This window comes from Croceicoccus mobilis (assembly GCF_001661965.1).
GTDB classification, from domain to species: Bacteria; Pseudomonadota; Alphaproteobacteria; order Sphingomonadales; family Sphingomonadaceae; genus Croceicoccus; species Croceicoccus mobilis.
Genome location: NZ_LYWZ01000011.1, coordinates 64,307 through 87,562, shown reverse-complemented (window position 1 = coordinate 87,562; position 23,256 = coordinate 64,307). Strand labels below are relative to the sequence as shown.

At 62.3% G+C, this 23,256-nt stretch carries 21 protein-coding genes; 12 read left to right on the top strand and 9 right to left on the bottom strand.

Annotation, left to right across the window (positions count from 1 at the left end; translation table 11 throughout):
• The gene (lipA, locus tag A9D13_RS03170; RefSeq protein WP_082922060.1) at positions 1-987 is read right to left on the bottom strand and encodes a lipoyl synthase; all 987 of its coding nucleotides are present in this window, start codon (positions 985-987) and stop codon (positions 1-3) included.
• Positions 988-1,134: 147 nt separating this feature from the next.
• On the opposite strand from lipA, the gene A9D13_RS03165 reads away from it, so the two are divergent.
• The 3 genes from A9D13_RS03165 to cysK are packed head-to-tail and all read left to right on the top strand — an operon-like array spanning position 1,135 to position 4,041.
• Positions 1,135-1,782: a carbonic anhydrase gene (locus A9D13_RS03165; protein WP_066769987.1), complete on the top strand. Its 648-nt coding sequence runs from the start codon at positions 1,135-1,137 to the stop codon at positions 1,780-1,782.
• A 28-nt stretch (positions 1,783-1,810) separates the two neighbouring features.
• The gene (locus A9D13_RS03160; protein ID WP_066769980.1) at positions 1,811-3,127 is read left to right on the top strand and encodes an MFS transporter; all 1,317 of its coding nucleotides are present in this window, start codon (positions 1,811-1,813) and stop codon (positions 3,125-3,127) included.
• Positions 3,124-4,041 carry a cysteine synthase A gene (gene cysK, locus A9D13_RS03155; protein WP_066769978.1) on the top strand — a complete coding sequence of 306 codons (918 nt, stop codon included), beginning with the start codon at positions 3,124-3,126 and terminating at the stop codon, positions 4,039-4,041. The genes A9D13_RS03160 and cysK overlap by 4 nt, the downstream gene beginning before the upstream one ends.
• A 39-nt stretch (positions 4,042-4,080) precedes the next feature.
• On the opposite strand, the gene A9D13_RS03150 is transcribed toward cysK, so the two are convergent.
• The 3 genes from A9D13_RS03150 to A9D13_RS03140 all read right to left on the bottom strand — a co-directional run bounded on the left by A9D13_RS03150 (position 4,081) and on the right by A9D13_RS03140 (position 7,481).
• A complete protein-coding gene (locus A9D13_RS03150; RefSeq protein ID WP_066769976.1) occupies positions 4,081-5,883 on the bottom strand; it encodes an acyl-CoA dehydrogenase C-terminal domain-containing protein in 1,803 nt (600 codons plus the stop codon).
• Between the two features lie 70 nt (positions 5,884-5,953).
• Complete coding sequence (gene hisI, locus A9D13_RS03145; RefSeq protein WP_066769974.1) at positions 5,954-6,328, bottom strand: phosphoribosyl-AMP cyclohydrolase; 375 nt, start codon at positions 6,326-6,328, stop codon at positions 5,954-5,956.
• Between the two features lie 379 nt (positions 6,329-6,707).
• Positions 6,708-7,481 carry a ComF family protein gene (locus A9D13_RS03140; RefSeq protein ID WP_066769971.1) on the bottom strand — a complete coding sequence of 258 codons (774 nt, stop codon included), beginning with the start codon at positions 7,479-7,481 and terminating at the stop codon, positions 6,708-6,710.
• A gap of 172 nt (positions 7,482-7,653) precedes the next feature.
• Between A9D13_RS03140 and A9D13_RS03135 the strand changes: the two genes are divergently transcribed.
• Positions 7,654-8,349 (top strand): methyltransferase domain-containing protein, encoded by a 696-nt coding sequence (locus A9D13_RS03135; protein WP_244884878.1) that lies wholly within the window; start codon positions 7,654-7,656, stop codon positions 8,347-8,349.
• Between the two features lie 29 nt (positions 8,350-8,378).
• On the opposite strand, the gene ppdK is transcribed toward A9D13_RS03135, so the two are convergent.
• The 3 genes from ppdK to A9D13_RS03120 all read right to left on the bottom strand — a co-directional run bounded on the left by ppdK (position 8,379) and on the right by A9D13_RS03120 (position 14,202).
• On the bottom strand, positions 8,379-11,045 hold the full coding sequence (ppdK, locus tag A9D13_RS03130) for a pyruvate, phosphate dikinase (RefSeq protein ID WP_066769967.1): 2,667 nt from the start codon (positions 11,043-11,045) through the stop codon (positions 8,379-8,381).
• A gap of 116 nt (positions 11,046-11,161) precedes the next feature.
• The gene (gene glyS / locus A9D13_RS03125) at positions 11,162-13,306 is read right to left on the bottom strand and encodes a glycine--tRNA ligase subunit beta (protein ID WP_066769964.1); all 2,145 of its coding nucleotides are present in this window, start codon (positions 13,304-13,306) and stop codon (positions 11,162-11,164) included.
• On the bottom strand, positions 13,303-14,202 hold the full coding sequence (locus tag A9D13_RS03120) for a glycine--tRNA ligase subunit alpha (RefSeq protein WP_066769962.1): 900 nt from the start codon (positions 14,200-14,202) through the stop codon (positions 13,303-13,305). The genes glyS and A9D13_RS03120 overlap by 4 nt, the downstream gene beginning before the upstream one ends.
• Positions 14,203-14,405: 203 nt before the next feature.
• On the opposite strand from A9D13_RS03120, the gene A9D13_RS03115 reads away from it, so the two are divergent.
• From A9D13_RS03115 to A9D13_RS03080, 8 genes are all read left to right on the top strand, one after another.
• A complete protein-coding gene (locus A9D13_RS03115) occupies positions 14,406-15,329 on the top strand; it encodes a TraB/GumN family protein (protein WP_066769960.1) in 924 nt (307 codons plus the stop codon).
• Between the two features lie 83 nt (positions 15,330-15,412).
• The gene (locus A9D13_RS03110; RefSeq protein WP_172808081.1) at positions 15,413-16,243 is read left to right on the top strand and encodes a TraB/GumN family protein; all 831 of its coding nucleotides are present in this window, start codon (positions 15,413-15,415) and stop codon (positions 16,241-16,243) included.
• 137 nt (positions 16,244-16,380) lie between these two features.
• Positions 16,381-17,028, top strand: coding sequence for a 50S ribosomal protein L25/general stress protein Ctc (locus tag A9D13_RS03105; RefSeq protein ID WP_066769954.1), 648 nt, complete (start codon positions 16,381-16,383; stop codon positions 17,026-17,028).
• A 95-nt stretch (positions 17,029-17,123) separates the two neighbouring features.
• Entirely contained in the window at positions 17,124-17,690 is a 567-nt protein-coding gene (gene pth, locus A9D13_RS03100) for an aminoacyl-tRNA hydrolase (protein WP_066769951.1), read from the top strand.
• Entirely contained in the window at positions 17,687-18,109 is a 423-nt protein-coding gene (locus tag A9D13_RS03095) for a GNAT family acetyltransferase (RefSeq protein ID WP_066769948.1), read from the top strand. Before pth ends, A9D13_RS03095 begins: the two co-directional genes overlap by 4 nt.
• 127 nt (positions 18,110-18,236) lie before the next feature.
• Entirely contained in the window at positions 18,237-18,626 is a 390-nt protein-coding gene (locus A9D13_RS03090; protein ID WP_066769945.1) for a VOC family protein, read from the top strand.
• A 183-nt stretch (positions 18,627-18,809) separates the two neighbouring features.
• On the top strand, positions 18,810-19,910 hold the full coding sequence (gene ychF, locus A9D13_RS03085; RefSeq protein ID WP_066769935.1) for a redox-regulated ATPase YchF: 1,101 nt from the start codon (positions 18,810-18,812) through the stop codon (positions 19,908-19,910).
• A gap of 87 nt (positions 19,911-19,997) precedes the next feature.
• On the top strand, positions 19,998-20,798 hold the full coding sequence (locus A9D13_RS03080; protein ID WP_066769933.1) for a DUF1206 domain-containing protein: 801 nt from the start codon (positions 19,998-20,000) through the stop codon (positions 20,796-20,798).
• 18 nt (positions 20,799-20,816) lie between these two features.
• Here the strand turns inward: A9D13_RS03080 and A9D13_RS03075 are convergent, their stop codons facing one another.
• On the bottom strand, positions 20,817-21,314 hold the full coding sequence (locus A9D13_RS03075) for a hypothetical protein (protein ID WP_172808080.1): 498 nt from the start codon (positions 21,312-21,314) through the stop codon (positions 20,817-20,819).
• Positions 21,315-21,371: 57 nt separating this feature from the next.
• Positions 21,372-23,219 carry a DNA mismatch repair endonuclease MutL gene (gene mutL, locus A9D13_RS03070; protein ID WP_066769930.1) on the bottom strand — a complete coding sequence of 616 codons (1,848 nt, stop codon included), beginning with the start codon at positions 23,217-23,219 and terminating at the stop codon, positions 21,372-21,374.
• Positions 23,220-23,256: the final 37 nt, after the last annotated feature.

Genomic DNA, 23,256 nt, shown 5'->3' with positions numbered 1-23,256 from the left:
TCAGGCGGCGGGAGCCTCGTCCTCGCGGTTCCACTGGCGCTTGGACGGCACCTTCTGCGTATCGCCGCCCTTGGCCAGCTTCGCTTCGCGCGCGGCCTTCATCTCGGCGAAATCGTCGCCTGCGTGATAGCTCGAGCGCGTAAGCGGGCTCGATGCGACCTGCAGAAACCCCTTGGCCCGCGCGATCGAACCCAATGCGTTGAACTGCTGCGGGGTGACGAAATCCTCGACCTTTGCATGCTTGGGCGTGGGCTGCAGATACTGGCCCATGGTCAGGAAATCGATGTCGGCGCTGCGCATGTCATCCATCACCTGATGGATCTCAAGCCGCTGTTCGCCAAGGCCCAGCATGATGCCCGACTTGGTGAAGATCGTCGGATCATTCGCCTTCACCTCCTCCAGCAGGCGGAGCGAGGCGTAATAGCGGGCACCGGGACGGATAGTCGGATACAGGCGCGGCACGGTCTCAAGATTATGGTTGAACACGTCGGGACGCGCTTCGCAGATGGCTTTCAGCGCATCCTTCATCTTGCCGCGGAAATCCGGGGTCAGGATCTCGATCGTGGTGTTGGGCGCACGTGTACGAAGCGCATTGATCACCTTCACGAACTGGCTGGCACCGCCGTCGGGCAGGTCGTCGCGGTCGACCGAGGTGATGACGATATGCTCGAGCCCCATTTCGGCCGCGGCGGTCGCGACATGTTCCGGCTCCAGCGGGTCGACCATGCGCGGCATGCCGGTCTTGACGTTGCAGAACGCGCAGGCGCGGGTGCACACATCGCCCAGGATCATCACGGTGGCATGCTTCTTGGTCCAGCACTCCCCGATGTTCGGGCAGGCGGCCTCTTCGCAAACGGTATTGAGCTTCAGGTCCCGCATCAGCTTGCGCGTCTCGGCATAGCCTTTGCTGACGGGCGCTTTCACGCGGATCCAGTCCGGCTTGCGGCGGATCGGTTCGCGGGCGGGCGTGTTGCTGATGTCGTTCATGCCCCTCCACATAGTCACCAAGCGCGAAAGCCGCAATGCACGTCATTTGCATTGCGCGCATTGATCACGCCCCCGATGGCAACAGGGACTATGGGTCGATGTCAAACCGCTCTTGCAAGGGGGCGAAGGCAGGTCCACAGAACCCTCATGCCCGATTCTATCGTACAGAGCTCCCTTACCGAAGGGTACCGCCGCTTCCGTGAAAAGAGCTGGCATCCCCAGCGCGAACGCTGGATGCAGTTGAAAGAAGGGCAATCGCCCAAGGTGATGGTCATCGCGTGCTCTGACAGCCGCGTCGATCCCAGCCAGATCTTCGATGTCGATCCGGGAGAGATCTTCGTGGTGCGCAATGTCGCAGCCATGGTCCCCCCGTTCGAGACGAATCCCGGTCATCACGGCGTTTCCGCCGCACTGGAATTCGCGGTGCAGGTTCTGCAGGTCGAAGAAGTGCTGGTGCTGGGCCACGGCATGTGCGGCGGCTGCAACGCGGCACTTACGCAGTCGATGCATGGCAATGAACCGGGCCGCGGCGGGTTCATCGCTGACTGGATCGACCTGCTCGACGATGCGCGTAACGAGGTTGCCTCCGAATACGGCACCGAGGGGCGCGAAGCAGAGCGCGCGATGGAACAGGCAGCGGTCAAGGTCTCCATCCAGAACCTGCGCACTTTTCCCTGCGTCAAGGCGAAGGAGGAAAAGGGCACGCTGGCCCTGCGCGGCGCGTTCTTCGCGATTTCCGATGGCCTTCTTCACTGGCTCGACGAAAATACCGGAAAATTCAGCCCCGTCCGCTGACGGACGATAGCGAAACTCACGACGCACGATGACAGACGATCGCAGCGCAGCCGGGGGAGCGGGGCCTACCCACCCGCTCCAGATCGGTGATTATCGCCTGTTCATGGCGGTGCGCTTCGCAGGCTCGATCGCTACGCTCTCGGTAGTCGTGGTGCTGGGCTGGCAGGTCTATGACGTGGCGCGCTCCGCTTATGAAATGAGCCGCGCCGCCGCCGCTTTTCAGCTGGGCATATTGGGCGCGGTGCAATTCGTGCCGATCTTCCTGCTGACCCCCTTTGCGGGGGTGGCATCCGATCGTTTCGACAGGCGCAAGGTCGCGGCGCTGTCGGTTCTGGTCGACAGCGGTGTCGCAGCGGTGCTGGCCTATGCCACCCACATGGAATTGCTGAGCCTGCCGCTGTTGTTCGTGATGGCGGCAATGCATGGCACGGCGCGGGTGTTCTTCAACCCTGCAATGTCCGCACTTGCGCCCAATATCGTGCCTGCAAAGCTGATCCCGCGTGCCATCGCGACCAATTCCATCGCCGGACAATTCGCTCGCGTGCTGGGTCCGGCGGCAGGCGGATTGCTTTATACCGTGTTCCCCAGCTTCCCCTATTTCGTGGCGCTGGTCCTGCTGGCGTTGAGCGCGGGCATCCTGCTGATGATCAAGCCGCCGCGACGTCCGCATTACGACCGCCGCATCAATCCGTGGAAGCAGGCGCTTGGCGGGCTTTCCTTTGTCTGGCGCGACCGTTTTCTTTTCGGTGCGATCTCGCTCGACTTGTTTGCGGTGTTGCTAGGCGGGGTGACGGCGCTGCTGCCGGTGTTCGCGCGCGATATTCTGCAGGTCGGGCCCGAAGGTCTGGGCTGGATGCGCGCCATGCCCGCTGCGGGGGCCGGCATCGTGGCGCTTTGGCTGTCGTGGAAACCCATGGAGCATAATGTCGGGGTCAAAATGCTCTGGGCCGTCGGTATCTACGGGCTTGCTACCGCCCTGTTCGGCTTTTCGCACAGCTTCGCCCTGTCCTTGCTGCTACTGCTCGTGCTGGGGGCGGCGGACATGATTTCGGTATTCGTGCGCAATTCGCTGGTGCAGCTGAACACGCCCGATGAAATGCGTGGGCGCGTCTCGTCCATTTCCGGTGTGGCCATCTCTGCGTCCAACGAACTGGGCGAACTGCAATCGGGCATCGCGGCCTCGATCCTGGGCGCGACCGGGGCGGTTGTATTCGGCGGCGCGGGGGCGATATTGATCACATTGATTTGGGCCGCGATCTACCCTGAGATCCGCAATGCCCGCACATTCGCACCCGCCTATCGTGAAAAGAGCAAAGGCGCGGCAGAGGAAGGAGCCAAGACATGAAGGCCATGAGCGTACTCGAAACCGTCGGCAACACGCCGCACATCCGCCTCTCTCGCCTGTTTCCGGATCATGAGGTGTGGATCAAGTCCGAACGCGCCAACCCTGGCGGATCGATCAAGGACCGCATCGCGCTGGCCATGGTCGAAGCCGCGGAAGCGGACGGCAGCCTGAAGCCGGGCGGCACCATCATCGAGCCGACTTCGGGCAATACCGGCATCGGGCTTGCCATGGTCGCGGCGGTAAAGGGCTACAAGCTTGTCCTCGTCATGCCCGAATCCATGTCGATCGAACGCCGCCGCCTGATGCTGGCCTATGGCGCTAGCTTCGACCTGACGCCTAAGGAAAAGGGCATGAAGGGTGCGCTTGAACGCGCCAAGGAACTGATCGAGGCAACACCCAATTCGTGGATGCCGCAGCAGTTCGACAATGAAGCCAACCCCGCGATCCACGCCCGCACCACGGCGAAGGAGATCGAGGCCGATTTCGCGGACAGCCCGATCGACGTTATGATCACCGGCGTCGGCACCGGCGGCCATCTCACCGGCTGTGCCGAGGCGTTGAAGGCGGCTTGGCCCGAGATGAAGGCCTATGCTGTCGAGCCCGCGCTATCTCCCGTCATCTCCGGCGGGCAGCCCGGCCCGCATCCGCTGCAGGGTATTGGCGCTGGCTTCATTCCCGGCAATCTGCACACCCGCGCCATCGATGGCGCAATCCAGGTAGATGCCGATGCGGCCAAGGACATGGCGCGCCAATGCGCGACCAAGGAAGGTTTGCTGGTCGGCCTCAGTTCCGGCGCAACCCTTGCGGCTATTGCAAAGAAGTTGCCCGAATTGCCGGCAGGCACGCGTGTGCTGGGCTTCAACTACGATACGGGTGAGCGTTACCTGTCGGTGCCGGACTTCCTGCCCGAATAAGCGAAAGGCCCCGGCGATGCCAGCCGCCGGGGCTATTTCTCAGGTCCGCAGGAAGCTTTCGGCGGGCATTTTCATGATCGTTTCGGCCCCGGCCGAAAGCTTGCGGCGCAGCGCGCCTGCGTCGGGAAGCTGGCCGTTGGCGAAGTGCCGTGCGCATAACAGTTTCGCCTGCATGAAGGCGGCATCGCCCTCACCCCCGTCCAGCGACTTTGCCGCTGCCGCGCCCATCCGCAGCCACATCAACCCCATGGCGACCAGCCCCAGGATCTGCATGTACATATAGGCGGCGCTACCGGCGTTATTCGGGTTTTTCGGCGCATTTTCCATCAGCCACATGGATGCCGCTTTCAACTCGCCATTCGCCTTTTCAAGCGCGCCTGCCAGATCTGAAAGTGATTTGGTTTCCTTGGCTTGAGCGACTTCCTTATCGACCATTGCGAAGAAAGACTGCACCGCGCGCCCGCCATGCATGGGCAGCTTGCGCCCGACAAGGTCCATGGCCTGAACGCCGTTGGCGCCCTCATAGATCATGGCGATGCGGGCATCTCGCACGAACTGTTCCATGCCGTTTTCCGCGATATAGCCATGCCCGCCCCAGACCTGCTGCATCTGGGTCGCGACATCATAGCCGATGTCGGTGCCGATCGCCTTAACCACCGGGATCAGCAATTGGACGAAATCATCGGCCTGCTGCCGCTCCTCCTCGCTTTCGGCGTGGAGCGCGAGATCGGTCTGTAGCCCGATCCAGATGATGAGCGCGCGCAAACCTTCGGTCTTGGCCCGCGCATCCATCAGGAGGCGGCGGACATCGGGATGGACGATCAGTAGATCGGCAGCTTCCTCAGGGTCTTTCGCCCCGCTAAGCGCCCTGCCCTGCCTGCGATCCAGCGCATAGGCCGCGCCATTCTGATAGGCGACCTCGGCCTGGCCCAGACCCTGCATCCCGACCCAAAGGCGGGCCGCGTTCATCATGATGAACATGGCGGCAAGGCCCTTGTTTTCCTCGCCGATCAGCCATCCCTTGGCCCCATCGTAATTCATGACGCAGGTGCCGCTGCCGTGAATGCCCATTTTTTCTTCGATTGAGCCGCATTGCAGGCTGTTGCGTTCGCCCGGCTCGCCATTTTCGTCCGGCAGGAACTTTGGCACGATGAACATGGAAATGCCCTTGGTGCCCGGTGGCGCATCGGGGGTTCGCGCCAGGACGAAGTGGACGATGTTAGAGGCAATGTCGTGCTCACCGCAGGAAATGAAGATCTTCGTCCCGGTGATAGCAAAGCTGCCGTCGTCATTCGGCTCGGCCCGGCTGCGCAAAAGCCCGAGATCCGTGCCGCAATGCGGCTCGGTCAGGTTCATGGTGCCGGTCCATTCGCCCGCGATCAGCTTTGGCAGGTAGAGCGCCTTCTGCTCATCGCTTCCGCGTGCGAGCAGCGCGCGAACCGCGCCATCGGTCAGCCCCGGATACATCGCCAGCGCCATATTGGCAGACGACAGATATTCTTCCACCGCAACGCCGAGGACATGTGGCAGAGCCTGCCCGCCATAGGCCTCGGGAGCAGTCAATGTCCCCCAGCCCGCTTCACAATATTGGCGGTAGGCGTCGGCATAGCCGTCAGGCACGGTGACGCTGCCATCGTCGTGACGGGTGCACCCCTGCGCATCGCCAGGGGCATTGAGCGGGGCAAATATCTCGCTCGCGAACTTTCCTGCTTCCTCCAGAATCGCGGCGACCATGTCAGGGTCGGCCGATTCGAAACCGGGTTTTCCGGCGCGATCGCCGAGCTTCAACACGTTCTCCATGATGAAGCGCGTATCGCGAACGGGGGCGGTGTAACTGGCCATAGTCCTCTCCTGCGGTCTAGGGACCGTCTCATTTACATCTCTGTCAATTTAAAGGGGGTTAGACCACCCTTCAACCATTCACCAACGTCAGACCGTCGTCCCCGATCCTGCGATAGAAGCAAGATTTGCGACCGGTATGGCAGGCGGGGCCAGCCGGCTCGACCCGCACAAGCAGGCAGTCCTGATCGCAATCGACCAGCATTTCCTTTACTTGCAGCATGTTACCAGAGGTTTCTCCCTTTTTCCAAAGGGTCTGGCGTGAGCGTGACCAGAAATGCGCAAAACCTGTATCGCGCGTCATCTGCAAAGACTGCGCATTCATATGGGCGACCATGAGGATGGTATCGTCCTCGGTGCTTTGGCAGATGGCAGTAATCAGCCCGTCGGGATCGAAGCGCGGCCGGAACTCGAGCGTTTCATCAATGCGATCGGCGCCATCGGCCATTAACAGGATCCTTTTTAAAGTTTCATCGCGAACGATTGTTGCACTTCCACCACAGCGTTGCATATTTTCCATGTCGCGCGCGGTTTCACCCTTTCCAAATTGCATCGGACAGGCAAGAACGCAATCACGGCTTGAGGGAGCCGGACCCGCTTGCAACGCACGAGAATCGTTGCCGCGGTGATCGTTGTCGCCAAGCGGATGCTCTAAGCGGTCAACGTTCAGGGAAAATGATAAGCCGGGGGGCTTATCAGACGGGAAAGACGGGCAGCAGCTCGGGACGAAAAGTCTCTGATGCGCACTCGAACGGAACGTCAATCTGGCGCTCGGGGATTTCGCTCCCCGGGCGCCAACTTTTATCCGGCACTCATTTAGCGGGCCTTCAATCCCGCAAGGCACCCGCCCGCCAAGGCGATCGCACCCGCGCATAGCAGGAAACCACCACGCGATCCGCGCCCGCATCCTTCAACGCCCTGACACATGCATCCGTGGTCGCGCCGCTGGTCACCACGTCATCGACCAGCACAATATCGCGCCCCGCCACGCTTAGGGCGTGCGGCACGACGATGGCCCCTGCCAGCATTTCAAGTCTCTCGCTTCGATCCAGCCCGCCAAGCGCCCGGGTACGCCGCACGCGGCGGAGCGCGTCGGGCGCAACGCTCCATCCCCGTGCCTTTGCCAGTCCGCGGGCAAGCAAAACCGACTGGTTGTACCCGCGCGACCAGAGCCGGGTCCGGTGAAGCGGAACCGGCACGACCAGCGGGTCCGGTGGCAGAACCGCGCCGGATGCCTCCAGCCGCATAGCCATCAATCGACCCATCGGCCCTGCCAGCGCAAAGCGCCCGGCATGTTTCAACGCCAGGACGACATCGCGCGATGCATCGCCATAGATGGTCGCCGCGCTCATCCCGTCATGGACCGGCGCAGCCTCACGGCAGGCCACGCACAGCCCGTCGTCGAGATTGCCTTCGGGCGCGAGCGGATGCTGGCACAGGCGGCAGGATGGATGACCGGGCATTTCAAGCCTGCTCCAGCATGACGGGCACAGCGCATCGTCCTGTCCGGGGGCGCCGACGACTTCATCGCCGCAAGCGGGGCAGCGCGGCGGGAAGGCGAAATCGATGATCGGCGCGAATTTCTGGCGCAGCGAAATCATGGGTGTTGAATTGCGACCTGTTACACATGCGTTTTTTCGCACATCGCCACGCTTGCACATTCCGGACGCGCACGGCAACAGGCAGGCCATGGCTTCCGCCCCTACTCCTCCCCGCATTTTCTCACGCTCCCGCCGGATTGCCGCACGACAGCGCATGGCGCGGATTGATGGTGTGTCCACAATTACCCGCGAATTGGCCGAGGATGTGGTCGATCGACTCGGCTTCCTGCGCGAGGATTTCGCCAAGGCGCTTGTCATCGGTGATCGCACCGGCGCACTGATCCGGCATCTGGAAGAAACAGGAGGCGATGTGACGGCCGCCGATCCGGCGCCACTGCCCGGCAAGGTGCAGATCGATGAGGAAAAGCCGATCTCGGGCGGACCCTATGACCTGATCGTCACGTTCGGCCTGCTGGATACGGTGAACGATCTTCCGGGCGCATTGGTGCTGATGCGCCACGCGTTGAAACAGGGTGGGTTGATGATCGCGAGTTTTGCCGCTGCCGGGTCGCTGTTGAAGCTGCGCGCCGCGATGCTGGCGGGCGACGGAGAGCGCCCTGCCCCGCGCATTCACCCGCAGGTCGATGTGCGAGCCGCCGGGCAGTTGCTGACCCGCACGGGTTTTGCCGATCCGGTGGTGGATGGCTGGGGCTTTGATGTCGGGTTTGACAGTTTCGACCAGATCATCGGCGATCTGCGGGCGCAGGCCATGGGCAATGTACTGGCCAATCCCGGCCCTGCCCTGACGCGTTCTGGTCTGGATGTCGCCCGCAGCGCATTCGAAGCGCAGCGTGACGATGACGGAATTATCCGCGAACGGTTCGAATTCGTGACCTTGACGGGCCGGAACCCGAAACCCCGCTTTTAAAGGGGCTTCGGGCTCCGTTCCATATCAGATCAGTCGGCCAGCGCGGCCTGCGCTGCGGCCAGACGCGCGATCGGCACGCGGTAGGGCGACGCCGACACGTAATCGAGGCCGGTCTTTTCACAGAAAGCGATGGAAGCAGGATCGCCGCCATGCTCGCCGCAGATGCCGAGCTTGATGTCCGGGCGGGTCTTGCGGCCGCGTTCGGCTGCCAGTTCGACCAGCTGGCCCACGCCTTCGATGTCGAGGCTTACGAACGGATCGCGCGGGTAAATGCCCTTGTCGACATAAGGGGTCAGGAAACGCGCTGCGTCATCACGGCTAACGCCGAGCGTCGTCTGCGTCAGATCGTTGGTGCCGAAGGAGAAGAACTCGCCTTCTTCCGCGATCTCACCCGCCATCAACGCGGCTCGCGGCAGCTCGATCATCGTGCCGACGAGATATTCGAGCGTGCGGCCTTTTTCCTCGAACACCTTCTTGGCTTCGCGTTCCACGAGCGCGCGCAGGATTTCCAGTTCCTTCTTGGTACCGACCAGCGGGATCATGACTTCGGGAACCGGAGCCTCGCCGCTTTCCTCGGCCACTTCGCAAGCGGCTTCGAAAATGGCGCGGACCTGCATCTCGTAGATCTCGGGGTAAGTGATACCAAGGCGGCAGCCACGGTGGCCGAGCATCGGGTTGAACTCATGCAGTTCACCCGCGCGGCGTTTGAGGTGGTCGACGCCATAGCCGGTGATCTCGGCCAGCTCTGCAAATTCCTCGTCGGCATGCGGCAGGAATTCATGCAGCGGAGGATCGAGGAGGCGGATGGTAACCGGAAGGCCGGCCATCTCGGTGAAGATCGCCTTGAAGTCCATGCGCTGCTCGGGAAGCAGCTTGGCCAGCGCCTTGCGGCGACCCGCCTCGTCCTCGGCAAGGATCATCTCGCGCACGCTGGAAATGCGGCCTGCGTCAAAGAACATGTGCTCCGTCCGGCACAGGCCGATGCCTTCGGCGCCGAACTGGCGCGCCATCTTGCAGTCGGCGGGCGTCTCGGCGTTGGTGCGCACCTTCATGCGGCGCTTGGCGTCGGCCCACTCCATCAGCGTTGCGAAATCGCCGACCAGTTCGGGCTCGATGGTCGGGACAGCGCCCTTCATCACTTCGCCGGTCGCACCGTCGAGGGTGATGACATCGCCTTCCTTCAGCTCGTTCGCACCTATGCGGGCAACCTTGCTCTTGCGGTCGATCGACAGGGCCGACGCACCCGAAACGCAGGGACGGCCCATGCCGCGGGCGACAACGGCCGCGTGGCTGGTCATGCCGCCGCGTGCGGTCAGGATACCCTTGGCTGCGTGCATGCCGTGGATGTCTTCGGGGCTGGTTTCCACGCGGACGAGAATCACGGCCTCGCCGCGTTCGGCCAGCTGTTCGGCAGTATCGGCATCGAACACGACCGCGCCCGACGCCGCGCCCGGTGATGCGGGCAGACCGACGGTCAGGATGTCGCGCGGCGCATCGGGATCAAGCGTCGGGTGAAGCAACTGGTCCAGAGCCATCGGGTCGACGCGCTTCACGGCGGTCGCCTCGTCGATAAGACCTTCGTGCACCATGTCGACCGCCATCTTCAATGCAGCCTTCGCGGTGCGCTTGCCGGTGCGGGTCTGAAGCATCCAGAGCTTGCCCTGCTGCACCGTGAACTCGATGTCCTGCATCTCGCGGTAATGGTTTTCGAGCAGGTCGAACACCTTGGCCAGTTCGCCATAGGCTTCGGGCATGGATTCTTCCATCGAGGGAAGCTTCGCGCCCGCCGCTTCCTTGGCGGCCTTGGTCAGGTACTGCGGGGTGCGGATGCCGGCGACAACGTCCTCACCCTGCGCGTTGATCAGATATTCGCCGTAATAATTGCGGTCGCCGGTCGCGGGATCGCGGGTGAAGGCAACGCCGGTGGCGCTGGTCTCGCCCATGTTGCCAAAGACCATGGCCTGCACATTGACCGCGGTGCCCCAGCCACCGGGAATGCCGTTCAACCGGCGATAGACCTTGGCGCGTTCGGAATCCCAGCTGCCGAAAACTGCCGAAATCGCGCCCCAGAGCTGATCGTTAACGTCCATCGGGAACGGGCGGCCCAGTTCGCGCTCTGCAATCGCCTTGTATTCGGCGACCAGCTTTTTCCAGTCATCGGCCGAAAGCTCGATGTCGGCGGAAAAGCCGTTGTCTTCCTTGCAGATCTCCAGCGCTTCTTCGAACAGGCCGTGGTCGAGGCCAAGGACGACGTCGGAATACATCTGGATGAAGCGGCGATAGCTGTCCCAAGCAAAACGCTCATCACCCGAAACGCTGGCAAGACCCTGCACCGTTTCGTCGTTAAGGCCGAGGTTGAGGACCGTGTCCATCATGCCCGGCATCGAAACGCGCGCGCCCGAGCGGACCGAAACGAGCAGCGGATCGGCGGCATCGCCAAACTTCTTGCCCACGGTCATTTCGATATGATTCAGCGCAGCGGCAACGTCGGCACGCAGCTGGTCGTCGAAATTCGCACCTTCCGCCAGATATTTCACGCACATTTCGGTGGTGATGGTGAAACCGGGAGGCACCGGCAGCCCGATCGAGGCCATTTCAGCAAGGTTGGAACCCTTGCCGCCGGTGATGTTCTTGTCCTTGGCCCTCGGATCGTCGGAAACGGCGCCGCCGCCGAAGGTGTAGACATATTGGGTCATGTTTTAACGAGCCCCCTGGGTGTTCTATCTAGGGTTGTTGCGTCGCGAAATCCGACGCTGGAATAGGCGATATTTCGTTACGATGCGACCTTGTAACCTGTAACAAACGCTACAGATCAATTCTCGATCCGCGAGAAATCACTAACATTGTGCACTGCAACGCGGAACCGATCCAAAAGGGCAAGACGGGCTGCCCGTTTGGTGGGGTTGTCATCATTGACGGTGACATCATCAAAAAACGCGTCGATCGGCCCGCGCAACGATGCGAGCGCGGCCATGGCGGCTTCGAAATCCTCCTCCGCGACGGCGCATGATGCGGCAGGAGCGGCCTCGTCCAGCGCCTCGACCAGCCGCTTCTCGGCAGGCTCCATGGCATAGTTCGGCGAGGTGTGACCGCGTTCGGCAAGGATGGGGCCGAGATCGGGATCGTCGACCAGCGACATCGGATCTTCTTCCCCCGTGCGGGCAATGCGGCTCTCGGCGCCTTCGAAGCCTTCCTTCTTCAGGATGTTGGCCGCGCGCTTATATCCGGCAAGGAGGTTCGCGCCATCTTCGGTGCCGAGGAAGCTGGCGAGCGCCCTCGCCCGCGCCTCGACCCGGTCGATGCGGAAATCGATGTGGCCCCGCCAGTCGTGCGAGGCGCTGATGTAATCGTGGCGCACGCCTTGATCACGTAACTGCACGGCAAGCCGATCGAGCAGGAACTCGGTGACCTTTTCCGCCAGCGCCGCGTTCGGGCGCCCTTCCCACGCACGGACTACGGTGTCGAGCGACAGTTCCAACCCGTTGGCCTGTACCAGGCGGATATAGCCCAGTGCGGCCCGGCGCAGCGCGAAGGGGTCCTTAGAGCCGGTTGGCAGAATGCCGATCTTGAAGAAGCTGAAGAGATTGTCGAGCCGGTCGGCCAATGCCACTGCGACGGTGGTCGGCGCGGTGGGCACGTCGTCGTTCTGCCCGGCAGGCTTGTAATGATCGCGGATCGCATCGGCGACCTCGGTCGGCAGCCCTTCGATCCGGGCGTAATATCCGCCCATAAGGCCCTGTAGTTCAGGGAATTCCCCGACCATCTCGGTGACGAGATCGGCCTTCGCCAGTTCGGCCGCCTGACGGGCGAGCTTATGATCGCCATTGGGTGCCTTGGCGTCGAAAACCAGCCAGTCGGCCAGCTTGGCGATGCGCTGCACCTTCTCGGCCACCGTGCCCAGCTTTTCGTGGAAAGTGATGCGCGACAGTTTCTGCGCGTGCTGGCGCAGCGGTGTTTTCTGATCGACTTCCCAGAAAAAGCGTGCGTCCGAAAGGCGCGCGGCCAGCACCTTGCGGTTACCATCGACGATCACGGCGGGGTCATCGGCGCTGATGTTCGCGGTGCAGACAAAGGCATTGGCAAGCTTGCCCGCCTGATCCTCGCACACGAAATATTTCTGGTTCACGCGCGCGGTCAGCTGAATCACCTCTGGCGGCACGGCGAGGAAGTCTTCGTCGAAGCGGCCCAGCAACGGAACCGGCCATTCGGTGAGGCCTGCGTTCTCGATCACCAGCCCTTCGTCATCGACCAGCTTCAGTCCGGCGGCCTCGGCAGCGGCGCGGGCCTCGCTACGGACGATGTCCTGCCTCTCCTCGTGATCGACGATCACATGGCAGGCGCGAAGCTTTTCAGCGTAATCATGTGCGCCGCCGATGGTGACTTCGCCCGAATGATGGAACCGGTGCCCGACCGTGGCATAACCCGACTGCACGCCGCCGACTTCGCACGACACGAGGTCTTCGCCAAGAATCGCAACAATACCCTGCAGCGGGCGGACCCAGCGCAGGCTTTCGGTGCTGATCGAGGCTGCGCCCCAGCGCATCGACTTCGGCCATGGGAAAGCGCGAATGATTGCGGGGATCGCTTCGGCCAGCACGTCGCTGACAGCGCGGCCCGGCACGTTCTTCACCGCGAAATAGGTATTGCGGCCTTTCACATCGCGAAGCTCAAGCTGGTCGCGGGTCACGCCGTTCTTCTTGCAGAACCCGTCGATGGCAGCGTCGGGTGCGCCTTCGGGCGGGCCTTTCGCTTCTTCGGAAACCGCTTCGGTCTCGGTCGGCACGTCGCGTGCGATCAGCGCAAGGCGGCGCGGGGTCGACCAGACGGTGATGTCACTCGTAACAACGCCAGCGGCATCCATTTCCGCCTTGAACAAACGTTCAAGATCGGCGCGCGCGCCAGCCTGCATGCGGGCCGGGATCTCTTCGCACAGGAGTTCGAGCAGGAAATCGCTCATGCCGCCCACTCCGGATATTGCGCCGCCCAGCGGTCGGCTTCCTTCGCCATATGCGCCTCGCACGATCCCCGCGCGAGATCGCGGACCTGCCCCATGTAGCTGGCGCGTTCCTGCACGGAAATCACGCCGCGCGCCTGCAGCAGATTGAAGATATGGCTGGCCTCGATCGCTTGCTCATAGGCCGGAATCGGCAGACCCTTGTCGAGGCACAGCTTGCATTCGGCCACCGCTTTGCGGAACAGGTCGAACAATGCGTCGGTATCGGCGACCTCGAAGTTCCAGGTCGACATCTGGCGCTCGTTCTCAAGGAATACGTCGCCATAGCTCACGCCCTGCTGGTTGAAGGCAAGGTCATAGACGTTGTCGACGCCCTGGATATACATGGCGAGGCGTTCGAGGCCGTAGGTCAGCTCGCCTGCAACCGGCTTGCAGTCATAGCCGCCCATCTGCTGGAAATAGGTGAACTGCGTCACCTCCATCCCGTCGCACCACACTTCCCAGCCAAGACCCCATGCGCCCAGCGTCGGGCTTTCCCAGTCGTCCTCGACAAAGCGGATGTCGTGGCGAAGCGGGTCGATGCCGATCAGCTTCAGGCTTTCCAGATAAAGGTCCTGAATATCGGGCGGGCTGGGCTTCAGGATGACCTGATACTGGTAATAGTGCTGAAGCCTGTTCGGGTTCTCGCCATAGCGGCCATCGGTCGGACGGCGGCACGGCTGGACGAATGCCGCGTTCCACGGTTCGGGGCCCAATGCCCGCAAGGTCGTTGCCGGGTGAAACGTGCCCGCACCCATGCGCATGTCATAGGGCTGAAGGATCAGGCACCCCTTGCTGCTCCAGTAGTCGTGGAGCGTGAGGATCATGTCCTGAAACGACTTTGTCGGATCGCGTGTCATGCGGGGCCAATGGCGCAGGTGCGAAACGGCGTCAATGGCGCGCAGGGCCTATATCACGGCAGATCGTGCGTCTTTTCCCATGGCAAAACGATATGGGCCTCAGCGGCGGCGTTCATGCCTACCAGTTCTTTACCAAAAGCTGCGCATCTTCAGTTTGGAGACAGAAGAGCCTATCTAATCTTTTCCTGCATGAGAGGATCGCAATGAAGCTGAAGAAAATCCTGCGTCAGATCGTACCTGCCACCGCGGCCCTTCTGGGTCTGGGCGCTCCGATCATGGCGCAGCCTGCCATGGCAGAGGAAGTGGTGCTGGACCGCAGTGATGCCGATCCGGCGTTGTGGAAACTGTCGGATGACGACACCACCATCTATATGTTCGGCACCATGCACCTGCTCAAGCCCGACCTCGTCTGGTTCGACGACGCGGTGAGCGAGGCGTTCGCCGCCTCGGACGAGCTTGTTGTCGAGATGGTGGAGCCGGGTGATGACGTCGTGCAGCAGGAGATGATGACCCATGGCATCCGCACCGACGGATCGACCATGTCGGGCGCATTGTCGGCGGAGCAGAACGCGCGTCTGGCCGCGGCGGCCGAAAAACTGGGCATGCCTGTGGCGATGATGGAGCCCATGCAGCCGTGGTTTGCGGGCCTTATCCTCTCGCTCGCCCCGATGGAAAAGCTGGGATATTCGGGTGAAGCCGGTGTCGAGAAGGTGCTTGAGGCGCAGGCTGAAGAGCGGAACATGCCGATCTCGGGGCTGGAAGGCTTCTCCGAACAGCTGGGCTTCTTCTCCACGATGACCGAGGAGGCGCAGATCGGTTTCCTGATGGAAGCTGTCGATCAGCTGGACGAGGCCGAGGCCATGTATGCCGAAATGGAAGATGCCTGGGGCCTTGGCGATGTGAATGCTACTGCGGACCTCATCAACGAGGGCATGGAAGCCACTCCCGAAGTTTATGAAACGCTGCTGGTCAATCGTAACGCCAACTGGGCCGACTGGGTGGTGGGCCGCATGGCGCAGCCGGGCACCGTGTTCATGGCGGTCGGCGCGGGCCATCTTTCGGGCGACGACAGCGTGCAGGCCATGCTGGCCAAGCGCGGTCTGAGCGTCGAGCGGGTGCAATACTGAGCCGTTTTATCCCATCGACACGTGAACTGGCGGCATGGCTGCTGGCGCCTTTCGCGGCGCTGGCGCTGTCCGCCTGCAACCTGTTGCCGGGTCCTGAGGGGGACCCGGCGCTCTATCGCGTCGACCGCAGCGATGCCGATGCCGATGCCGAACCTGCCGGCTGGCTATTCGGCACGATCCACGCCCTCCCCTCGCGCAGTCGGTGGAAGAGTGATGCGCTGAAAGATGCGCTGGCGAAATCGGGGGTGCTGATTGTCGAGGTCGCCGATCTCGACGATGCGCAATTGCGTGATACGTTCAATCGCATGGCCTTTACCAATGGGCTGCCCCCGCTGGAACAGCGCGTTTCGCCCGAATTGCGCGACGATCTGGACGAGCTGATCGATAATGCCGGAGCCAATCCGGCGCAGTTTCGCAATCTCGAGACATGGGCCGCGGCGCTTACATTATCGAGCGCGATGCAGGCCAATTCGGGCATCGATCCGGCCGATGGCGTGGACCGCGTTCTTATCGGCGAATATGCCTCCGGTCCGGTTCTGGGGCTCGAAACTGTCGAGCAGCAATTCTCCCTCTTCGACACGCTGGCTGAAAAGGAACAGCGCGAACTCCTCGAATCCATGCTGACCGAGGGGGATGAGGATGCCGAGGAAATGAGCGATGCGTGGCTGTCGGGCGATACGGAGCGGCTGGCGACCCTGATGAACGAAGGGCTCGGCCCGGCGGGAGATCCGGGCAATCTGCTGCGCAATCGCCTGCTGACACGCCGCAACGAAAGCTGGGTGGCGGCCATTGCCGCGCAGTTGTCATCGGGCGCCCGCCCCTTTGTCGCGGTTGGCGCAGGCCATGTTGGCGGCGAGGATGGATTGATCGCCCTGCTGGAGAGCGAAGGCTGGCGCGTCACGCGGGTCGAATAAGGCTCGCGTCGCAGCTCGCGCTTGCATTTCTCCGGCTTTGCGCGTAGGCGCGCGCACTTCCCGCACCGTATGGTCATCCCTGGAGGCGTGCTGCGCGGGATTTGTTGAACCCAATATCTATATAAAGGTCCAAGGTAATGAGCGATCAGCTGACCCTGGCGGCCGAGACGCGCGACAAGGCAGGCAAGGGAGCCTCCCGCGCACTGCGTCGTGAAGGCCGTGTCCCCGCTGTGATCTATGGCGGCAAGGAAGAACCCACCACCATCCACGTCGAAGAGCGCGCACTCGTGAAGCTCCTCGGCACCGGCCACTTCTCCAACTCGGTCGTCATGGTCGAAGTTGGCAAGAGCAAGGTGCGCACCCTTCCCAAGGACGTCGCGTTCCACCCCGTGACCGACCGTCCGCTCCACGTCGATTTCCTGCGCCTGACCAAGGACGCCAAGGTCGATGTGAACGTGCCCGTCGTCTTCGTGAACGAAGAAGCGAGCCCGGGCCTCAAGCGCGGCGGCGTTCTGAACATCGTTCGCCACGATCTTGAACTGGTCTGCGAAGCGGACAAGATCCCCGACCAGATCGAGATCGACGTCACCGGCAAGGATGTGGGCGATTCGATCCACATCAGCCACGTGACCCTGCCCGCTGGCAGCGAAAGCGCGATTACCGACCGCGACTTCACCATCGCGACGCTGGTTGCCCCCTCCGCTCTCAAGAAGAGCGAAGGCGCGGAAGCCAACGCCGAAGATGCCGACGAAGTCCCGGCCACGGAACAGAACGGCGAGGATTGATCCTCTCCGGCTTTTCCGCCGATTTCATGAAACGCCGGTCCTGTCCGCAGGGCCGGCGTTTTCATTTGGGGATTTAGGCGCTAACGGCTTTGCCCATGCAGCTTTGGGTCGGTCTCGGAAATCCGGGCGCGAAATATGCGCTCAATCGCCACAATGTTGGCTTCATGGCGGTGGACACCATTGCCGAGGTGCACCGCTTTGCCCCCCCGCAAAAGAAATTCCAGGGCTGGCTGTCGGAAGGCCGCATCGGGAATGAGAAGATCCTCCTCCTGAAACCGGCGACATTCATGAATGAAAGTGGCCGTTCCGTTGGTGAAGCCATGCGCTTCTACAAGCTTTCCATGGATGACCTCACTGTCTTTCATGACGAACTCGACCTTGCGCCGATGAAGGTGAAGGTAAAGCAGGGCGGCGGCACGGCCGGGCAGAACGGGCTTAAAAGCATCGTCCAGCACCTTGACCCCGATTTCCGCCGCGTGCGCATCGGGATCGGCCATCCGGGGCACAAGGACCGGGTGACGGGCCATGTGCTGGGCAATTACGGCAAGGCGGAGCAGGACGAGCTGATCACCATGCTGGGTGCCATAGCGTCAGAGGCGGAGTGGCTGGCCAAAGGTGACGATGCCCGCTTCATGAATGACGTGGCGCTACGCCAGCAATGACCGCGATCCGGCATGCGACGCTGGACGATCGCGAAGCGGTCATCGCCCTGTGGCAGGCCTGCGCCCTCACCCGCCCATGGAATGACCCGGCCGCAGACTTCGATCGCGCCGTCGGATACGCCGGATCGGGTGTACTGGTCTGTGAGACTGGTGGCAGGATCGTCTCTACCGCCATGACGGGGTTCGACGGTCATCGCGGCTGGATCTACTATCTTGCGACAGCGCCCGGCCATGAACGCGCCGGACATGCCCGCCGGATCATCACCGCCTGCGAGGAATTCCTGCGCGGTCTGGATTGCCCAAAGGTCGAGATCATGGTCCGTTCCGGCAATGCGGCCGAAGGGTTTTACCCGGCCCTTGGCTGGGAAAGACAGGAGGTCGCCGTCTGGGCGCACAGGCTCGATGTGGATCAAGGGTAACGGGAGCCATCGGAATGGCGCTACGTAATTTCTACCTTGTGATGGCGAAGGGATTTACCGTGGGGCTTGGGCTGCCCCTCTATCCCTGGCTGCGTCTGGCTTCCGCGAGCCGTACGGGCGAAGCGGCATGAGGCTTAACCAGGTCACGGTGGGCTGCACCGACTATGCCGCCTCGGTCGATTTTTACACGCGGCTCGGCCTTCTCCAGATTGTCGATTCGCCGCCGCGCTATGCCCGCTTCGAGACACCATCGGGAGAGACATTGTCGATCTATGCCGTGACTGACGCGCCCTCGCCCGGAACGGTCATCTATTTCGAATATGACGATCTCGATGCCGAGGTTTCGAGGCTGAAACACAAGGGCCTTGTGTTTCTCTCTGGCCCGGCAGACCAGCGTTGGCTGTGGCGCGAGGCGCGTCTTTGCGATCCTGCCGGAAACGAAATCTGCCTTTTCCAGGCAGGTGAGAACCGCCGCTTTCCGCCATGGCGGATCGAAGAAGCGCCAGGGAAAGAATGATGTTGCGTTTCATTGCCGCCCTTTCCACCATCACATTGATCCAGGCGGTGACGATTCTGCTCAGACTCCTTGGCGTCAGCACCTGAGGCAGGCGAACTTCCCCGCTTCTTCCCGAACTCTGCTCTGGCCTTTCGGGCCGCGCCCCTATATCGGCGCGGCACGAGTTTTTAACTGGAGTTTCCCATGGGTTTTCGTTGCGGCATCGTCGGCCTCCCCAATGTCGGCAAGTCGACGCTTTTCAACGCGCTGACCGAAACGCAGGCGGCGCAGGCGGCGAATTACCCGTTTTGCACGATCGAGCCCAATGTCGGGCAGGTCGGCGTTCCCGATGAACGACTGGACAAGATCGCCGAGATCGCCGGATCGCAAAAGATCATCCCGACGCAGTTGGCCTTTGTCGATATCGCCGGTCTGGTGAAGGGCGCGTCCAAGGGCGAAGGCCTCGGCAACCAGTTCCTCGGCAATATCCGTGAGGTCGATGCCATCGTGCACGTGCTGCGGTGTTTCGAGGATGACGATATCCAGCACGTCTCGAACAAGGTCGATCCGCTTGCCGATGCAGAGGTTGTCGAAACCGAACTGCTGATGAGCGATCTGGAATCCCTCGAAAAGCGGGTTCCGGCAGCGGAAAAGCGCGGCAAGACCGGCGACAAGGAATCGAAGATCATCGCCAGCGTCCTGGGCCAGGCGCTGGAATTGCTGCGTGAGGGCAAGCCCGCCCGCCTGACCGAACCCAAGGATGACGAGGAAGCCCGCGTCTTTGCACAGGCGCAGCTGCTGACGGCAAAGCCTGTCCTTTACGTCTGCAATGTCGCTGAGGAAGACGCAGCCGAGGGCAACGCCCTGTCCGCCACCGTTTTCGAAAAGGCGAAGGCAGAGGGCGCACAGGCTGTCGTCGTCTCCGCCGCGATCGAAAGCGAAATCGTGGCCATGGACCCCGCCGACCGCGCCGAATTCCTTGAAGAGCTGGGGCTTTCCGAATCCGGCCTCGCCCGCGTGATCCGCGCTGGTTACGACCTGCTTGGGCTGAAGACCTTCTTCACCGCAGGGCCGAAGGAAACCCGCGCATGGACCTTCCCCACCGGGGCAAAGGCACCGCAGGCGGCAGGCGAGATCCACACCGATTTCGAAAAGGGCTTTATCCGCGCCGAGACGATTGCCTACGGCGATTATGTCTCTCTGGGTGGTGAAAGCGCGGCGCGTGAAGCGGGCAAGCTGCGCCAGGAAGGCAAGGAATATGTGGTGCAGGACGGCGATGTCATGCATTTCAAGTTCAACGTCTGATAACCATCTAGCCGACCGCCATCGGGCACTTTTCGCCGTGTAGGCCGTTCCCCCTTGCAAACCGCCAGAATGCAAGGGGACACCTAAATGGTCGACAAATCCGAAAAATTCCGATGGCTCGTACGGGTCGGCTACTTCTCACGCGCCGTCCTGTATTTCGTGCTGGGGCTGATCGCGCTGACCAGCGCGGGAAGGATCAGCGAAGGGACGGATGGCGTATTCCGCGCCATCGAGGAATTTCCCGCGGGAACGGTTATCCTCTGGGTGCTGGTCGTCGGACTCGTCGCCTATGCGCTGTTCCGCTTCTGCTCGACCTTTTTCGATATTGAAAACAATGGTAGCGACAAGCACGGCATCGCCAAGCGTATCGGCCATGCTGGTAGCGCCATCGGTCACCTTGCGCTCGCTTACAGTGCGTTCAAGTTCGCCACGACCTCCAGCGGTGGCGGCAGCGGCGGTGGTGCACAGGAGGCAGCCGCCGGCGTGATCTCGATGCCGCTTGGCCCGATCCTTTTGGGTATCGTCGGTCTTGGCTTTTTCGGCGCGGCATTCTCACAGGCGAAAAAGGCCTATACTGGCAGCTTTATGCATCGCATCAGCGGTCAGGCGCCCGATATGACGCGCTATCTGGGCGGTGCAGGCTTCTCCGCCCGAGCAGTGGTGTATGCGATCGTCGGCATTTCGCTGGTGAAATCGGCCTGGTTCAGCAGCTCTTCCGACGTAAAATCGCTTGGTAGCGCCGTTGCCTCGCTTAGCGGATCGGGCATCTGGTTCACGCTGGTCGCGATCGGGCTGCTGCTGTTCGGCATCTTCAGCCTGGTACTCTCGCGCTACCGGATCATCCCCGATCTCGACGCGTCGGGCAATATTCCGGCCTTCCGCGCCTGATCCATCAGTATCCGGGGGTCACGCTCCGCACTGGAGCGTACCCTCGGCCTGATAGACTGTCTGGTCCTTGGCATTGGTGATGGTGAGCGCGCCCGGCCAGCTGGTCGATTCCACACCGCTTTCCTCACCTTCGCCGGGCAATTGCTTCAATTCGAATGCGAATTTCTCTCCGGCATAATTCTGCCAGCTGCTCATCGGCAGTTCGGCCCCGCCCTTGTCCGGGGATAGATGGATGATCTCGCCCTTCAGCTTGAGATAGCCGTTTTCCGGTTGCGCCAGAGCGATGACCGACAGCGAATTGGCTGGTGCGAAACCGCAGCCTGCACCGAACAGATTGTTCTTCTCTATGTCGTTATAGCTGATGCGTTCCGGATCGACCGGAACCGGAGGCGGATTGTCATGAATCTCGCGCACCTGCGCGACATCGGCGGCATCTTCGGCCGGCGTGCTTTCTTCCCCACATGCGGCAAGCGCCAGCAGCGGCAGGGTGGCGGTGATCAACGATCCGAGTTTCATGACCATTTGCGAAATCTGACCTCTATCCCTTTGAATCGCATGCGAGTGTGCCGACGCCTAATGGCGACCGAACAGCTTTTCGACATCGCCCATCGACAGCTTCACCCATGTCGGGCGACCGTGGTTGCACTGGCCTGAACGCGGGGTTCGCTCCATCTCACGCAAAAGCGCGTTCATCTCGGCAACCGAGAGGCGGCGCCCTGCCCTCACCGATCCGTGGCACGCCATGGTGGCAAGGACGAGATCGAGCTTTTCACCCAGCAGCAATGCCTCGCCGTTCTTGGCAATATCGTCTGCGATGTCCTGCAGCAGCTTCTGGCAATTCGCGCCAGAAAGAGCGGCAGGCAATGACCGCACCAGCACGGCATCCGGTCCGAAACGTTCCACCGCGAGACCCAGTTCGCCCAGTTTTTCCGCCGCGATCTCGATGCGCTCGGCATCCGCCTCGTCCAGTTCGACGACTTCGGGCATCAGCAGCGCCTGCGCCCGCGACACGCCGCTTTCCGCGCCCGCTGTGCGCAGCCGCTCCAGCGTCAGTCGCTCATGCGCGGCATGCTGGTCGACGATGACAAGCCCGTCGGCGGCTTCGGCCACGATATAGGTTTCCGCGATTTGTCCACGCGCCGCACCCATTGGGAATTCCTCGGCATCTGGCGCGGTAGCTTCCGCCGCCTCTGCCCGGGCGGAGGGTTCGAGCAGCGCCGTTTCCATATCGCGCCACATCGTCTGCGCCGGGCTGTCATGGCGCGGCATGGCGGGCGGGTGCGATGCGAACATCGACCTCTGCTCGCGCAATGCCAGCGACAGGCTGTCGGCGCTGGGCGGCGACACGGGCTCGCTCTGCCACGCGGCCATCGCCTGCGCCGACGGCTGCTGCGCCGAACGCCGGTCGCCTGCCGATAGCGCGTCGCGCAGACCGCCGACGATCAGCGAACGGACCAGTGCCGCATCGCGAAAGCGCACTTCGGTCTTGGCCGGGTGCACGTTTACATCGACCTCGCTTGGCGGAACCTCAAGAAACAGCGCCAGCACCGCGTGGCGATCGCGCGCCAGCATATCGGCATAGGCGCCGCGCACCGCGCCGGTCAGCAGCCGGTCCTTTACCGGGCGGCCATTGACGAACAGATACTGGTGATCGGCCACGCCACGGTTGTAAGTCGGCAGCCCCGCGATCCCTGTCAGCCGGATCGGCGCATCGACCGGCCCGCGCGCGCAATCGATGGACACGGCATTATCGGCGAGTTCGCGCGCGACAAGGCGCGATACGCGGGTTTCAAGGCTCTCTTCCGGCTGCACCGCGAAGATCCGGCGCCCGTCATTCTCGAACCGGAAGCCCACTTCCGGGCGCGCCATGGCAAGGCGGCGCATGACATCGTGGCAGGCCATATACTCGCTGCGCGCACTGCGCAGGAACTTGCGTCGCGCAGGCACGCGCGCGAAAACGTCCTCCACCCGGATGCGCGTGCCGGGCGGCAAGGCGGCGGGCCCTTCGGCAATCGTCTCGCCGTGATCGGTGACGCGCTTCCACCCCTGCGCGCTATCGGCGGGGCGGCTCTCTATGGTCAGCCGCGCAACGCTGGCGATGGAAGGCAATGCCTCGCCGCGGAAGCCGAGAGTGACGACCTGCTCGATCGCCCCTTCTTCGCCCACCAGTTCGACTGGAAGTTTTGAGGTCGCATGGCGCTCCAAAGCCAAAGCCATTTCTTCGCTCGACATGCCGCAGCCATTGTCGGTGACTTCTATCGATTCGAGGCCGCCGCCCGCCAGCACCACCGAAATTTCGCGCGCGCCTGCATCGATTGCATTCTCAACGATTTCCTTCAAAGCGGCGGCCGGACGCTCCACCACCTCGCCAGCGGCGATGCGGTTCACCAATCCTTCGGGAAGTCGTCTTATAAGAGGCATTTCCAAACGCTAGCGCCGAGTGGCCCGGTTTTCGAGG

What these genes read in the sequence shown, in the direction of transcription:
- A9D13_RS03115 (WP_066769960.1), top strand. Translation starts at nt 14,406, where the DNA reads ATGAAGCTGAAGAAAATCCTGCGTCAGATCGTACCTGCCACCGCGGCC.
- A9D13_RS03165 (WP_066769987.1), top strand. Translation starts at nt 1,135, where the DNA reads ATGCCCGATTCTATCGTACAGAGCTCCCTTACCGAAGGGTACCGCCGC.
- A9D13_RS03095 (WP_066769948.1), top strand. Translation starts at nt 17,687, where the DNA reads ATGACCGCGATCCGGCATGCGACGCTGGACGATCGCGAAGCGGTCATC.
- lipA (WP_082922060.1), bottom strand. Translation starts at nt 987, where the DNA reads ATGAACGACATCAGCAACACGCCCGCCCGCGAACCGATCCGCCGCAAG.
- cysK (WP_066769978.1), top strand. Translation starts at nt 3,124, where the DNA reads ATGAAGGCCATGAGCGTACTCGAAACCGTCGGCAACACGCCGCACATC.
- A9D13_RS03150 (WP_066769976.1), bottom strand. Translation starts at nt 5,883, where the DNA reads ATGGCCAGTTACACCGCCCCCGTTCGCGATACGCGCTTCATCATGGAG.
- glyS (WP_066769964.1), bottom strand. Translation starts at nt 13,306, where the DNA reads ATGAGCGATTTCCTGCTCGAACTCCTGTGCGAAGAGATCCCGGCCCGC.
- A9D13_RS03075 (WP_172808080.1), bottom strand. Translation starts at nt 21,314, where the DNA reads ATGAAACTCGGATCGTTGATCACCGCCACCCTGCCGCTGCTGGCGCTT.
- hisI (WP_066769974.1), bottom strand. Translation starts at nt 6,328, where the DNA reads ATGGCCGATGGCGCCGATCGCATTGATGAAACGCTCGAGTTCCGGCCG.
- ychF (WP_066769935.1), top strand. Translation starts at nt 18,810, where the DNA reads ATGGGTTTTCGTTGCGGCATCGTCGGCCTCCCCAATGTCGGCAAGTCG.
- A9D13_RS03140 (WP_066769971.1), bottom strand. Translation starts at nt 7,481, where the DNA reads ATGATTTCGCTGCGCCAGAAATTCGCGCCGATCATCGATTTCGCCTTC.
- pth (WP_066769951.1), top strand. Translation starts at nt 17,124, where the DNA reads ATGCAGCTTTGGGTCGGTCTCGGAAATCCGGGCGCGAAATATGCGCTC.
- ppdK (WP_066769967.1), bottom strand. Translation starts at nt 11,045, where the DNA reads ATGACCCAATATGTCTACACCTTCGGCGGCGGCGCCGTTTCCGACGAT.
- A9D13_RS03120 (WP_066769962.1), bottom strand. Translation starts at nt 14,202, where the DNA reads ATGACACGCGATCCGACAAAGTCGTTTCAGGACATGATCCTCACGCTC.
- A9D13_RS03160 (WP_066769980.1), top strand. Translation starts at nt 1,811, where the DNA reads ATGACAGACGATCGCAGCGCAGCCGGGGGAGCGGGGCCTACCCACCCG.
- A9D13_RS03080 (WP_066769933.1), top strand. Translation starts at nt 19,998, where the DNA reads ATGGTCGACAAATCCGAAAAATTCCGATGGCTCGTACGGGTCGGCTAC.
- A9D13_RS03090 (WP_066769945.1), top strand. Translation starts at nt 18,237, where the DNA reads ATGAGGCTTAACCAGGTCACGGTGGGCTGCACCGACTATGCCGCCTCG.
- mutL (WP_066769930.1), bottom strand. Translation starts at nt 23,219, where the DNA reads ATGCCTCTTATAAGACGACTTCCCGAAGGATTGGTGAACCGCATCGCC.
- A9D13_RS03105 (WP_066769954.1), top strand. Translation starts at nt 16,381, where the DNA reads ATGAGCGATCAGCTGACCCTGGCGGCCGAGACGCGCGACAAGGCAGGC.